A 14,153-nucleotide genomic window follows, 5' to 3' on the forward strand; every position below is an offset into this window, starting at 1 on the left:
CAAACACAAGAAAAGGATATTGGCGAACAGCTCATAGTCCAATACTGAGGACTGCCTTACCCAACAAACGATTCGAACAAGCTGGATACCTCAGTTTCACGGGATGTTACTCTGCGAAGTAAGGTGTAAACTTTGGAAGCGCCGTATACCGAACGGTACGTACGGTGCTGTGGGAGGTCGGCTGACCAAATAATGGTTAGCCTCCTACCCGATTGCAGACTTTTCGCGAAGATTGCTTACCTGCTCGCTTAAATTCGTTCTCTGCTGCAAATCAAAATCCTTGGGCAGTTTCTGGAGATCTCTTAAGAATAGCCCTGAAGACAGGGGATAGCTGCCCCTGAGTTCAAGGAAGAGGTACTTTAAGCTTTTGGGCAGTATTACTGCTTTTAGAATGACCATAATGTCGATACATCAAAAAATGCTCAAGCATCTTAAGATGCTGCCCAAGGATTTTGCGTTACAATAGTGAAGTGACTTCAAAGCGAGCAGGATGCCAAACTTCGCGAAAAGCTAGCAGCGGAAACGGGTTGGGAACAGGACGTTCCCAAGCGGCTACGGAGCAGGAGCGACTTAGCCGGGTACCCATTGGAGCGGAGAGCTTGAGCGTTAGTTTGGCACCGCGCAGCTTTCTGAGCGAACGGTGTAACGCAAAATCATGGAGAGGCTATACCTATAAACAATACGAAAAGACCAATGGCTAACAATTTAATCTTTACCGAGGAGGCCCCCTATGACCCAGAATTTTATCAAAGTCCGCGGCGCCCGCGCCCATAACTTGAAAAATATTAATGTGGATATTCCCAGGGACCAGCTGGTGGTTGTCACCGGTTTATCCGGCTCTGGAAAATCTTCCTTGGCTTTTGACACCATTTACGCTGAAGGCCAACGCCGCTATGTGGAATCTCTGTCTGCCTATGCCCGTATGTTTCTCGGGCAAATGGACAAGCCGGATGTGGATTATATCGAAGGGCTGTCGCCGGCTATCTCCATTGATCAGAAAACGACCAACCGTAACCCCCGTTCTACAGTGGGAACGGTGACGGAGGTCTATGACTATCTGCGTCTCCTTTATGCCCGGGTCGGCCACCCCCATTGCCCCCAATGCGGCAGGGAAATCAGCCAACAGACGGTACAGCAAATGGTGGATCAGATCATGGTCTATCCCGAGCGAACCAAACTGCAAATCCTCGCTCCTTTAGTCAAAGGAAAAAAAGGTGAGCATGTCAAAGTGCTTGAGGATGCCCGCAAGGCGGGATATGTACGGGTAAGGGTGGATGGTGAAAATCGGGACTTAAGCGAAGAGATTAAACTAGAAAAAAATAAGAAGCACTCCATCGAAGTGGTGGTGGACCGTATCGCTTTAAAGCCTGATAGTGCGGTCCGTCTGGCCGACTCCCTGGAAACGGCTTTGAAGCTGGGGGAAGGAAATGTCCTTGTGGACATTATTGATAATACGGAAATCCTGTTCAGTGAAAATTTTGCCTGCCCTGACTGCGGTATAGCCCTTGAAGAGATTTCCCCCCGTCTTTTTTCCTTTAACAGCCCTTATGGAGCCTGCCCTGATTGTACGGGCTTAGGGGCGAATCTGGAAGTGGATATCGATCTGATCATTCCCAATAAGAAGCTGAGTCTCGGCGAAGGAGCCATCGTGCCCTGGGCCAAATCCCAATCCAGCTACTATCCGGCCATGATGGCGGCGGTCAGTGAAGCCCTCGGTTTTACCATGGATACTCCCTTGGCAGAACTCTCTGAGGAGCAATGGAAGGGCCTGCTTTACGGCATTGAAAAGCCCATAAAATACACGTTTATGAGTTTCTTTGACGACAAGCCGAAAATTCATTCAGGACCTTTTGAGGGGCTTATTCCCTTTTTTGAGCGGCGCTACAAGGAGTCCACTTCCGATTATGTCCGAACTGAAATCGAAAACTTTATGAGCGAGCATGATTGCCCCTCATGCAAAGGAAAGCGCCTCAAGCCGGAGGCTTTAGCGGTGACCGTAGGAGAACTATCCATCGATGATTATACCCGCTTGCCGATTACAGAAGCTTTAGAGTTTATCACCCAATTGCAGCTTAGTGAAAAAGAGCAGACCATCGCCCGGCAAATTATCAAGGAGGTTCGGGAACGCCTGGGCTTCTTAGTCAATGTAGGGCTGGATTATCTTACCCTGCATCGGGCGGCGGGGACCCTCTCTGGCGGGGAAGCCCAGCGGATTCGGCTGGCCACTCAGATTGGTTCCAGTTTGACCGGAGTTCTCTATGTCCTGGATGAGCCCAGCATCGGCTTGCATCAGAGAGATAATGAAAAGCTCCTGACGGCTTTAAAGCATTTGCGGGATTTAGGCAATACCTTGCTGGTGGTTGAGCATGATGAGGATACCATGCTGACTGCGGATCATATCATCGATATCGGTCCGGGAGCGGGAGCCCATGGCGGGAAGATTATTGCCGAGGGAAAGATCGAGGAGATCAAAGCCAATGCGGAGTCCATCACCGGGCAATATTTGAACGGCACCCGGAGAATTCCTGTTCCTGCGGAAAGAAGAAAGCTCAACGGCAAGTGGCTGGAGGTTAAAGGAGCCCGGGAAAATAATCTGAAGAACATCAATGTCCGCATTCCCCTTGGGGTTTTCAATGTGGTCACAGGTGTATCGGGTTCCGGAAAAAGCACCTTGGTTAACGAGATTGTTTATAAGACCTTGGCCACCAAGCTTAACAAAGCCACCAAGCTGCGGGCCGGACTCCATAAGACTGTTGAAGGTTTGGAGCACCTGGATAAGGTTATAGATATTGACCAATCTCCGATTGGCCGCTCGCCCCGTTCCAATCCTGCCACTTATACCGGGGTATTTGATTATATTCGTGAACTTTTCTCCCATACTCCCGAGGCGAAAATGCGTGGTTATGCTACGGGGCGCTTTAGTTTCAATGTCAAGGGCGGCCGCTGTGAAGCTTGCAAAGGGGATGGGATCATCAAAATTGAGATGCACTTCCTCCCCGATGTCTATGTTCCTTGTGAAGTTTGCCGGGGAGCCCGCTATAACCGCGAGACCCTGGAAGTGAAATATAAGGGAAAAAGCATTGCGGAAATCCTGGATATGACGGTGGATGAGGCGGTGGAATTTTTCCAGGCTGTTCCCCGGATTTTACGGAAGATGCAAACCCTGCAGGATGTGGGGCTGGGTTATATCCGGCTCGGTCAGCCGGCGACTACCCTGTCCGGTGGTGAGGCTCAGCGGATTAAACTGGCCACTGAACTCAGCCGGCGCAGCACGGGCAAGACGATCTATATTTTGGATGAGCCGACCACGGGGCTGCATATGGCCGATGTGGATCGTTTGCTGGAAGTGCTGCACCGCCTTGTGGATGGGGGCGATACCGTCCTGGTCATTGAGCATAACCTGGATGTGATCAAGACTGCGGATTATCTCATTGATCTTGGTCCGGAAGGGGGCAGCGGCGGAGGCCGGGTGGTCGTTACAGGAACCCCGGAAGAAGTTGCCGCTTGCCCAACATCTTACACCGGCAAATTCCTCAAGAAATATTTGAGCTGATCATTAAACGAGACTTCTTTCAGTGGGGGATTCGACCCCCGCTGAAAATTAGTCGAGTCCATACTGGACTTAGCCGCCCTTGGCACCCGCCGCCTTTAGAGGCGGGGGTCTTAGGGCGGCTAAGTCCAGTGATAAAGATGCGTATGACTGTGAAAGATTAGCGGACGATTCCTCCAAATAGGTTATTAAAATAAGTCATAAGATAGAATTGAACTGCACTTCCCATTGCTGGTAAATAACAATGGGAAGTGCAGTTCAGTTTTTTGGCTTCTTTTTTGTTTTGGACAGATACTCTCTGGTTCTTATTTTAGGCAGATGTCTTTGGCGGTTTTCTTTATACTGAGAAATGGTTTTATGGGTGGTCTTAAAATCAGGGGTACTATGGGGTTATTATAATCTGATAGAAACAGGTTGTAACATGGCTTGAGCGTCAGGGCTTATGCTTTAATAGGGACACGCTTAGTAAGATGACGGATGCAGCAGAGGATAAAACCGATAACTAGAACAGAACCGAGGAAGGAGGCTGCCATAGGAAGAGTGAGAGAGAGGAGCAGCCTTCCAAAGGGCAGGAAGACGCCTACAGGTGTTCCCCAAAAAGAACTATAAACCATGCCAAGCAGGATGCTCAGCAGGATTGTACCCAGCCCAACCAAGCCATTATAGCGGTAATAGGCTGAACCGATCATCCACCCGACCACATAGTAAAAGTATTTTCCTAAGGTGGCAAGGCTGATTCCGATCAGGGAAAAGCCGCTGGCTTCCAGAGGAGAAGGAACGATGAGGGTCTGGATAAGGTTAGCGATGAAGACCTCTTCAGCCTCCAGCTCAATGGCGGAAGAGGATTCCAGGACAAGAGGCAGGTTCAAACCGTTAACAAGCAAATGTTCTAAACCGGTCAACAGCAAAGTGACCAGAGTGATAGCGATAGCCAAGGCAAAAGAGCCTAAGGCTGCACCTTTGAAATAATCTTTGCGGGTCACACCATTCTGAACATAATAAGGGAGAAATGAATAAGCAGCGATAATTCCGATAACCAGCATATAGATTCGTGAAGAAACATGGGCGGATACGAAAAAGCTGGTGTTGGAATTCCCTGTATTGAGGGCGAGGACATGCTGGATGATTTGAACAAGGACAATAATGCCGAGAAAGAAGAGGGTCCAGACTCCCTGGGCCATAAATGAATCTACCGCTACTTTAGGATAAACGGCTTTTTTGGTGTTCATATTATTCCTCCTCCTTGGTCAAATGTATGAACAGCTCCTGAAGTGAAACAGGCCCAATCTGCAATCCTTTGGCCTGAGCGGCGCGCTGCTGCCCCTCGCTAAGGGTACCGTAGATCATGACTGATTTAGTGTTGCCAAGTCTTTGTTCGTTAAGCTTCTGGAGGCTGTGCACGAATTCATCCACCACTTCGGCAGGACCGGTAAGGGAAGAACCCCGGGAGATAAAGTCTTCATAATTTTCCTGAAGGATGAGACTTCCCCGATCCAGGATCAGCACTTCATCGAAAAGGTAATCCATTTCCGAGACCAAGTGGGTTGAGAGGATAAAAATACGAGGATGGCTCTCCTGATCTGCCAGCAGTTCCTGATAAAAAATTTCCCTGGTGGGAGCATCCATGCCTAGATAAGCCTCATCCAGAATGGTAATGGGGCAGCGGCTGGCCAAGCCTGTAACTACGTTAAAGACGGATTGCATTCCCCTGGAGAGGCTTTTCAGTGGTTTATTCATCGGCAGCTTGAAACGTTGCATAAGCTTATGGGCGTAGTCCTTATCGTAGTGGGAGCGATAGCGCTCTGCTGTTTCCAATAAAGTAGAGACATCTTCCGATTCGTCTTTATAGTCTTTCTCGTAGATAAAGCAGACTTGCTCCATCACCGAGGGGTTTTCAAAGGGCTCTTCCCCATTGATGAGAATTTTTCCTGAGGTAGGCTCCCGGAAGGAGGCCAGCAGGGAAAGCAAAGAAGTTTTTCCGGCACCATTGCGACCGATGAGGCCGTAAATTTTACTCTCTGCCAAGGTAAAGGAGATGTTTTTTAAAGCAGGAAAGTTCTTATACTGAAGAGATACATTCTGAACCTCAACTTGAATATTCATAGAATCACGTCCTTTCATCGCAGTAATTAATCCCGTTTCATCTTGTGGATGAGTTCAATGATTTCTTCCGTGGATATTCCCAGTTTACCAGCTTCCTGGAGTAAGCCTACGAGATACTCATTAATAAAGGCGTCCTTACGCTTTTCCAGAAGCCGGGCCCGGGCTCCCTCTGTGACAAACATGCCTAAGCCTCTTTTCTTAAACAAAATACCCTCGTCGATCAATTGATTAACCCCCTTGGCTACCGTTACATGGTTGATCTTATAGAAATTGACCAGTTGATTGGTGGAAGGAGCTTGCTCTCCCTCCTTAAGCTGATTGTTAACAATTTGATCTTCAATCAATTCCCGGATTTGCATGTAGATGGGTTTGCTATTATCCAATGGTTGACTCAAGGAGTAACACCCCCCTTCATAGAATACAATAAGTGTTTAACGCTGGTTGAACGGAACTTCTTAGCCCCTCTTGGGCACCGCTGTCTATAGAGGCGGGGAGGGGAACGCAGTTGGTTCATTGATAAAGTGTCTGGTATTATGGTTATATACTTATGTATATAACCATAATACGAAAAACATCCGGTGTCAAGAAGAGTTGGGGGATTTTCAAGGATTCCATCTTTGGCATGTCGAATTAAATAAATCAAGGAGTTGAAGTCACTTGAAGATTAAACTGGTAGCCACAGATTTGGATGATACTTTGTTAAGGGATGATTTAACCCTTTCGGAGCGGGTTGTTGAAGCTATTCGGCAGGCCAGGGGACAAGGTGTTTATGTGACCTTTGCCACTGGAAGGATGCCCGTTTCAGCCAGACCCTATGCTGAGCAGTTGGGTTTGGATGTTCCGATTATTACTTATAATGGTGCCATGATTCAGGAAGCGATCAGCCGGGAGATTCTGTACCGCAAGGTCATTCCGGTGGCCATAGCCCGGGAAGTGGTTGGTTTCCTGCTGGGAGAAGGGGCTCATCTTCATATGTACCGCAAGGATAGGGTTTTTGTTCAGAAAATGAATGAATGGTCCCAGTCCTATGGGCAAAAAACCAAAGTCACCGTCGAAGAGGCTGACCTTATAACAATCCTGGAAGAGGAAAAAGAGGGCGTGGAGAAGATCATCGTCTTTGGTCCTCCGGAAGAGCTGGCAGATTGGCGGCAAAAATTAGGGCAAAGATTGCCAGGCAGGCTTCATTTGACCTCTTCCAAGTCTTATTTTCTGGAGATGGGTCATCCGGAGGTTAACAAAGGGAACACCTTGCTGACCTTTGCCCAAGGGCTGGGCATCAAGCCGGAAGAGGTCATGGCGATTGGCGATAGCCTCAATGATCTGGAAATGATCCGCTGTGCAGGTCTCGGGGTGGCTATGGGTAATGCTCTGCCAGAGGTAAAGGATGCGGCCGATGTGGTGACTGCTTCCAACGAAGAGGATGGGGTCGCCAAGGCTATTGAGGAGTATGTGCTGCTTAAGCATCGATGAGCCTGGACATGAAAAAGGACAGAAAAATGCCAAAGAGGGTCTTTGCAAGACTCTCTTTGGCAAAATCCAGGGTGAAGTCGGTGAAGTGGTTAAGGTGATATGACGCGAATTTGCGGGGAAATTTCTAAGGTCGCTGTGCCCGTCACGCCGGTCTGGGGATCGGTAATCGTTACAGTAACCCCGGCCAGGGAGTAAGCATCCAGATTCGGACCGAAATCCACTTTCAGCAGGCCCTTGTAGGCTGTGGCAGCAATACCCACATTACTGGTAGCCTTTAGATTAGCCGCAAGAGATGTGTTGGTGATATCACGGCCATCTTGATCCTTTACAATATAGGTTGCATAACCCATGTCGTTACTGCTGCCATCGCTCCATGCTATACCCAGTATGGTTGATGTGATCGTAATTTCATTGATTTTTTGGTTGGGGTTTGGGGGCGGCAATTCAGGTCGGGGAGTGTTGATGGGATACGTGTTGCTGGAGGAACCTGTACCAGAGGTTGAATCAAGAATGACCACTACGCCGCTCATTAAGTCAACGAGTGTAATGATAATGGGTTTATCCGTATCGGGGGCAGAGTTAAACGCTACAGTCCCTATCCCTTTGCTGGGATCGAGGGAAATGGTGGATCTTAGGGAGGCAACCGCAGATAGCTGAGAGCTGGGAATTGCTGTAGTAATATCTTTACCCGTTTCATCAAGCAGTTGGTATCTAAAAGTAGCAGTATCAGCACTGGTTTTGGTATAGTTGCTTAAATTCATCGTCATATGTTTTCCGGTTAAGCCAATCACGGTAACAAGGCAGGAAGCTTGGTTGCCGTCCTTTGTCTTTACCGTAATAGAGGCCGATCCGTTATTTATCCCCACAACTTTCCCCTGATTTACTGTTGCCACAGCGGGGTCGCTGGATAACCAAACAAGCTCATTGCTGTTTCCTTCAGCTGAACCTGCCGGCTTATCCAGTATAGCTGTCAGAGATTCGCTTTGTCCTATGGTTAGGGCGATGTTGCTTTTGTCCAGTCTGATTCCAGTCGGTAAATCAGCAGGGGGATTTAAATCCTGCATGACCTTATCTGCAACGATCCCTGTTCCACCAAACACAATGATATGATCTAAACTTGTCAACCGCTGCTGGTAATACTTTTTCGTGGTATCAGGAGTAGCGTTATTGACGAGAAGAATCGGCTGGGATTTTTGGGCTGCCAGTGCGGAGCCGGCAAGAGCGTCGGCAAATCCTTCTCCATTGGCGATGCAAAGGGCCTCGGTACTAAATAGGTGATTGAATTTTTCATTGACGGCAATATTTCGTGCATATTTATCGGCCCCGACAATGCGCTCAACATGAGGGAATTGACCGGCGACCTGATCCCTGATAACATCTGAATAACCAATGACAAAGGTTTTGGTGATATGAGCAGAATTTAAATCAAGGTATTCTTGGACAGAGCTTGCTAAAGAGTCGCCGGAAACTAAAATAATCGGAATCTGTTCGATGGCCGCAATGGGTGCCACAGAGAGAGCATCCGCAAAATCATCGCCGGTGCAAACGAACAATTGGGAGGGTGAGCTTTGAACTTGGTCGGCAATTTTGAGAGCGGTCTCATAGCGGTTCTGACCGGCCAGCCGGGTTGTGGAGATTCCCATGGCTTGTAGTTCTGCTTCCATAGAAGGTGCAATAACTCCGGTACCGCCAACGATGATGACCTGGTTCACCTCTAAATCGGCTAAAGCCTGTTTCGTGGAAGCCGGCAAACTATCTGAAGTAGTTAAGAGGATCGGTGCCTTATGTTTTTGAGCCAGGGGTGCACTGGCAAGAGCATCCGGATAGTTTTCACCGGACACCAGAATCGCATAGTCCGAATGTGACCATTGTTTGGCAATGGTTGCTGCCGTTTCATACCTGTCCTGGCCGGCTAGCCGATTCACTGTAGGCGTTGTGCTTGCCAAGGTCTGTCCGGGAAAGCTCAAAGCAAAGAGCATGATTAATGTCAAGACAATACTTGCAGCTTTTTTCTCAAACATGTTTATTCGCCTCGCTTTTCTATAATTTTACAATAATACTATAAACCAAAGAAGGCTTTTAAGGCCCTCTTTGGCAAGGGCTGAGATACCTGTGTGAAGGACCGGAGTGGATGGAGCGATCCGTAGATGAATCAGTTTAAGGAGATATGACGCGATACTGCGGAACGATTTCCAAGGTGGCTGTGGTACTCACGCCGCTCCGGGAATCGGTAATGGTGATGGTGACCTCGGGAATGGATGAAGGATCCTCGTCAGGGCCGAAATGTACTGTCAGCAACCCGTTCCTTGCCTCAAAGGAAATGCCCACATCGCCTGTAACCTCTAAAATCGGGACAAGGTATGAAGAACGAGTGACATCACGGCCATCTTGATCCTTTACAATGTAGGTTGCGTAACCTGTAGTATCGGTCGCACCTAGTTTGGTGGAAGTGATGATGATTTCACCGACCTTCTGGTTGGGGTCGATGGGGGGAGTTACAGGTCGGGAAATATAATCAGGATCACCAACAGGATAGGTGACACGGGCGGAATCTGCACTGGAGGCCGGATTAACCAGGCCTACGGCTGATTCTAAACCGCCTGCTGCATCAAAAAGGATAAGGGTAAAAGGTTTGTCGATATCTGAAGGAGTGTTAAAGGTTATGGTCCCGATTCCTTTGCTTAGATCTAAGGAAACATCTGCGTTTAGGGGGGACCTCACGAGTAACGCAGAGGGTGAAAGTTCGGCAGTAATATCTTTGTTTGTCTTATAATCAAGCACCTGAAATTTAAACGTGGCGGTCCCGGCACCAAGCTTGGTATAATCAGTCAAAATAAGGGTCCGGTAGTCGATACCTCGGGCAACCACAATGACACGACAGGAAGCCTCGTGGCCGTCTTCTGTTTTGACCGTAAGAGTGGTTGAGCCAAAGAAGCCTAGAATATGTCCATAGTTGGCTTTCACCATAGGATTACTGGAGGACCAAATAAGATCGTAGTTGTTGAGTTTAACAGGACCTTCAGGTGTATTTCGGTAGACTGTCAGAGTGGCACTCTGGTCTTGCAACAGGTGGATATAGGTCTTATCAAGCCAGATTTCCGATGCCAAATCAGCGGGAGGCGGTACGTTATCTGATGGAAAATCGGCGGCAGATTGTAAATTTTGTATGACTTGCTCCGGAATGACCTCTGTTCCCCCAAAGACAGTAACCTGCTCCAAATCTGTCAACCGCTGCTGGTAATACTTTTTCGTGGTATCAGGAGTAGCGTTATTGACGAGAAGAATCGGCTGGGATTGTTTGGCTGCAAGTGCAGAGCCGGCAAGAGCGTCGGCAAATCCCTCGCCGCTGGCGATGCAAAGGGCCTCGGTACTAAATAGGTGATTGAAATTTTTATTTACGGCAATATTTCGGGCATATTTATCGGCCCCGACGATGCGCTCAACATGAGGGAATTGACTGGCGACCTGATCACTGATAACATCTGAATAACCAATGACAAAGGTTTTGGTGATATGAGCCGCATTTAAGTCAAAGTATTCTTGGACAGAGTTTGCTAAAGAGTCGCCGGAAACTAAAATAATCGGAATCTGTTCGATGGCCGCAATGGGTGCCACAGAAAGAGCATCCGCAAAATCATCGCCGGTGCAAACGAACAATTGGGTCGGTGAGTTTTGAACTTGGCCGGCAATCTTCAGAGCGGTCTCATACCGGTTCTGACCGGCCAGCCGGGTTGTGGAGATCCCCATGGCTTGCAGTTCTGCTTCAATAGAAGGTGCAATAACTCCGGTTCCGCCAATGATGATGACCTGGTTCACCTCTAAATCGGCTAAAGCCTGTTTCGTGGAAGCCGGCAAACTATCTGAAGCAGTTAATAGGATCGGTGCCTTATGTTTTTGAGCCAGGGGTGCACTGGCAAGAGCATCCGGATAGTTTTCACCGGACACCAGAATCGCATAGTCCGAATGTGACCATTGTTTGGCAATGGTTGCTGCCGTTTCATACCTGTCCTGGCCGGCTAGCCGATTCACTGTGGGCGTTGTGCTTGCCAAGGTCTGCCCGGGAAAGCTCAAAGCAAAGAGCATGATTAATGTCAAGACAGCACTTGCCATTCTTTTCTCAAACATGTTTATTCGCCTCGCTTTTCTATAATTTTACAATTAATAGTATAGCATCTCGGGTTTTTAATTCAACCGATCAAAGGAGACTGGGGTACCGGGGCTGATGATTGTTTGATAATTGTTTGCAGGGCTGAACTTCCCTGAGCCGCCTATCATCATGGTTGAGAAGGAAAAGGTACACTTTGACATTGAGAAATATTAATTTTTTATTAACTCCCATTTTCGCGGAACAAAAGGATTGCGTTATACGTCTATTAATGTAAAGGATTCTTGTATACATAAGAAATCTTGACGTACAGGGGAGACAGGCAGTAGAAAAGAGGCGTATAATCGTGAAAAAAGACAGCAGCAAATGGAGAAGACTAGGACTGATAGTGCTCATTATCGGAACCCTTACGTTAATCGGGTGCAGTTCGCTCTCCTTAGAATCCTTTAAAACAGTCAAAGGCTCTAATATGGATCAAGAGGATAGGCAAGGGGCGGGGGGGCAAGGTGAATCTCCGCCGGAAGGCTCCCAGGAGGAGGATGTCACAGCGGAGAAACCTGCTCATGAAGAAGATAATCCTATACAAGAGGGGAATGAAGGCTCCGACACCAATGAAGAAGGGAATGATAATCCAGTTTTTACAGAAATCCCTCCTTCCCAAAACACCCAGGAGAGTCCGGTGACTGCATCGCCGAAACCGGCCCCGCCAGGGACCCCGGTGCGTACTTTTTATGAATTATCCGGCACACCTCCTACGGCTCCGGGCTTAGCCATGAAGCACCGTGTGTTTAAAGAAGAGCCGCCGAAAATTGTCTACTTAACTATTGATGATGGACCATCGGAAAATACAGTCCATATCTTGGATATACTCAAGCAGGAAGAGGTTAACGCTACTTTCTTTGTGATTGGCACCCAGGTCGAGAGATACCCGGAGCTGCTCAAAAAGGCTTATGAACAAGGCAACGCTATTGGCAATCATACCTATTCTCATAATTACAGTGAGATTTATCAAAGCCCGGAAGCCTTTGTAGCCAACCTGAAAAAGAATGAGGAGTTAATTTACAAACTTATTGGAGTGCGCCCCAAGGTGATCCGTACTCCGGGGGGAACCCATGGCAATTTCCATATCAGCTACTACAATGCGGTGGATGCCCAGGATTATCTGGTTTATGACTGGAATGTAAGCACAGGGGATGCCTCAGCTCCTCTGGTGCCGGCGGAGACCCTGATCAAGAATGTCAAGGAACAAGCCCCCGGCCGGGACCGGATCATTCTTTTAATGCATGACGCTCCAGGCAAATGGACGACAGTGGATGCCTTGCCGAAGATTATTCGTTTTCTTAAGGAGCAGGGTTATGAATTTGGGGTGCTGTCCCCTGAAGTTGCCCCCATTCTTTTCCCGGGGGGATTTTACAGTTAAGATTGAGGATAAACTCAGGAAAGGGCTGTGCAAAACCTGATGATGGTTTGGCACAGCCCTGTTTTCGTCTGTATCGTTTTTGAAAAAAAGGATTTTTTATCTTCTGCCGGTGCTGAGGAAACTGTTGAAAAACGGGACCTGTCCCCTTGATTCACTTACTCCAGCCGGTCCTGGATCACGGTGTAGATCTGGGGATCGTCGCCGCCGGGATGCCAGATGGATATGCCACGGAGGTTGTACTGATTGACGATGTCCACGAAAGTAGCGAAGTTCAGGGCATTGGTAAACCAGACCTGGTGAGCTATGCCGTCGGCGGCAGTATAGTTGAAGTGGGGGCCTCTTTGGGGATCCTGGATAATTTGGGCTCCATGCTGCTGAGCCAGACGGATGGCGTCGTCATAGGTAATGCTTCTCCGCGTGGTTCCCCAATCATAACCATAGGTGGGCAGGCCGGCTTCCAGTTTGGCGGGGGGGATGACGGTCACTGCATAATCCAGAACCTGGCGAATCCAGCTGGCTGGGGCAATGGGTCCGGGATTATCCCAGCTGTAATCATAGAGCATGAGGCGGACAACATCCACCGCAGCGCCGATCCCCCCATAATCGTGGCCGATGCTGACGGGCTCATCGGCGCGGGTTTTCGCTTGGATAGCGACGTAGAGTTTTTTGTTATAAGGTGCCAGTGCAGCTTTAAGCTCTCTCAGGAAAAGGACAAAGAGCTCCCGGTCGGCGGCGGCAATATTTTCATAATCAATCTCGATGCCGGTATAATTCATGGAACGAACCTTACTGACGATTTGGGCGACATTGCGTTGACGGAGATCAGGGTTGTTCAATACGGTGGAGATCAATTGCCGATCGTAATTATTGGCGACGAGAGGGATCAGCTCGATGCCCCGGGAACATGCGAATTCAATGAGGGAGGGGTCTTCGGCATTGGGATAAAGGAGCAAATCTCCTGTGGGGGTGAGTTCATACCAGAAGGGAGAAAGGGTTGTCATAAGTTCGGCATGCTGACGAACGACGGCCATGGCCTCCTGCTGTACCCAATAAGGAATCCAGGCCGAAAAGGTATGCCGTCTTCCCGGTCCTCCTTTAGGTATCTTGACCTGCTGGCCGATGCGCAATTGGTAGGGATCGACACCTGGGTTGGCGGCGATAATTTCATTGAGGGATACTCCGAAGGCCAGGGAAAGCTTGTAGAAGGTATCTCCGGCTTTGATGGTATAGAGGACGTAGCCTGGTTGCGGCCCGGGCTGAAAGAGGGCCTGGTAAGTAAGAGGGCCGACAATACCGTCGGGGTTCAGTCCCCGGTCCTTCTGAAAGCGGATGACAGCCGCCTCCGTCTTAGGGCCAAAGATCCCATCAATGGGTCCGGGGATGTATCCCAGCTCACTTAAGCGGACCTGGACTTCGGCGACATCGTTGCCGCGGGACCCTCTGCGTAACATTCTCATCTTATCACCTCTGAATACAGCGCTCTATGACAGTATATTCAGAGGCTT

At 48.7% G+C, this 14,153-nt stretch carries 10 protein-coding genes; 4 read left to right on the forward strand and 6 right to left on the reverse strand.

The window, feature by feature from the left end; genetic code table 11:
- Window positions 1–527 precede the first annotated feature (527 nt).
- The gene (locus DESLBE_RS26625) at window positions 528–701 is read left to right on the forward strand and encodes a hypothetical protein (protein ID WP_172625332.1); all 174 of its coding nucleotides are present in this window, start codon (window positions 528–530) and stop codon (window positions 699–701) included.
- Window positions 702–730: 29 nt separating this feature from the next.
- Window positions 731–3,553 carry an excinuclease ABC subunit UvrA gene (gene uvrA, locus DESLBE_RS17900; RefSeq protein ID WP_144677760.1) on the forward strand — a complete coding sequence of 941 codons (2,823 nt, stop codon included), beginning with the start codon at window positions 731–733 and terminating at the stop codon, window positions 3,551–3,553.
- Window positions 3,554–3,990: 437 nt separating this feature from the next.
- On the opposite strand, the gene DESLBE_RS17905 is transcribed toward uvrA, so the two are convergent.
- From DESLBE_RS17905 to DESLBE_RS17915, 3 genes are read right to left on the reverse strand one after another with little or no spacing between them, the layout of a single operon-like run.
- On the reverse strand, window positions 3,991–4,779 hold the full coding sequence (locus DESLBE_RS17905) for a hypothetical protein (protein WP_005815608.1): 789 nt from the start codon (window positions 4,777–4,779) through the stop codon (window positions 3,991–3,993).
- Window position 4,780: 1 nt separating this feature from the next.
- Window positions 4,781–5,653, reverse strand: coding sequence for an ABC transporter ATP-binding protein (locus DESLBE_RS17910; protein ID WP_011462188.1), 873 nt, complete (start codon window positions 5,651–5,653; stop codon window positions 4,781–4,783).
- 26 nt (window positions 5,654–5,679) lie between these two features.
- Entirely contained in the window at window positions 5,680–6,048 is a 369-nt protein-coding gene (locus DESLBE_RS17915) for a GntR family transcriptional regulator (RefSeq protein WP_015945427.1), read from the reverse strand.
- A gap of 262 nt (window positions 6,049–6,310) precedes the next feature.
- Here DESLBE_RS17915 and DESLBE_RS17920 point away from each other — a divergent pair, with 262 nt between their 5' ends.
- Window positions 6,311–7,123, forward strand: coding sequence for a Cof-type HAD-IIB family hydrolase (locus DESLBE_RS17920; RefSeq protein ID WP_144677761.1), 813 nt, complete (start codon window positions 6,311–6,313; stop codon window positions 7,121–7,123).
- Window positions 7,124–7,212: 89 nt separating this feature from the next.
- Here the strand turns inward: DESLBE_RS17920 and DESLBE_RS17925 are convergent, their stop codons facing one another.
- Entirely contained in the window at window positions 7,213–9,144 is a 1,932-nt protein-coding gene (locus DESLBE_RS17925) for a cell wall-binding repeat-containing protein (protein WP_144677762.1), read from the reverse strand.
- Window positions 9,145–9,280: 136 nt separating this feature from the next.
- The gene (locus DESLBE_RS17930) at window positions 9,281–11,248 is read right to left on the reverse strand and encodes a cell wall-binding repeat-containing protein (protein WP_144677763.1); all 1,968 of its coding nucleotides are present in this window, start codon (window positions 11,246–11,248) and stop codon (window positions 9,281–9,283) included.
- A gap of 326 nt (window positions 11,249–11,574) precedes the next feature.
- On the opposite strand from DESLBE_RS17930, the gene DESLBE_RS17935 reads away from it, so the two are divergent.
- Window positions 11,575–12,648 (forward strand): polysaccharide deacetylase family protein, encoded by a 1,074-nt coding sequence (locus tag DESLBE_RS17935; protein WP_144677764.1) that lies wholly within the window; start codon window positions 11,575–11,577, stop codon window positions 12,646–12,648.
- Between the two features lie 155 nt (window positions 12,649–12,803).
- On the opposite strand, the gene DESLBE_RS17940 is transcribed toward DESLBE_RS17935, so the two are convergent.
- Window positions 12,804–14,105: a glycosyl hydrolase family 18 protein gene (locus DESLBE_RS17940; RefSeq protein ID WP_144677765.1), complete on the reverse strand. Its 1,302-nt coding sequence runs from the start codon at window positions 14,103–14,105 to the stop codon at window positions 12,804–12,806.
- Window positions 14,106–14,153 lie beyond the last annotated feature (48 nt).

Origin of the sequence: Desulfitobacterium sp. LBE (genome assembly GCF_007830365.1) — a bacterium.
Lineage (GTDB): Bacteria > Bacillota > Desulfitobacteriia > Desulfitobacteriales > Desulfitobacteriaceae > Desulfitobacterium > Desulfitobacterium hafniense.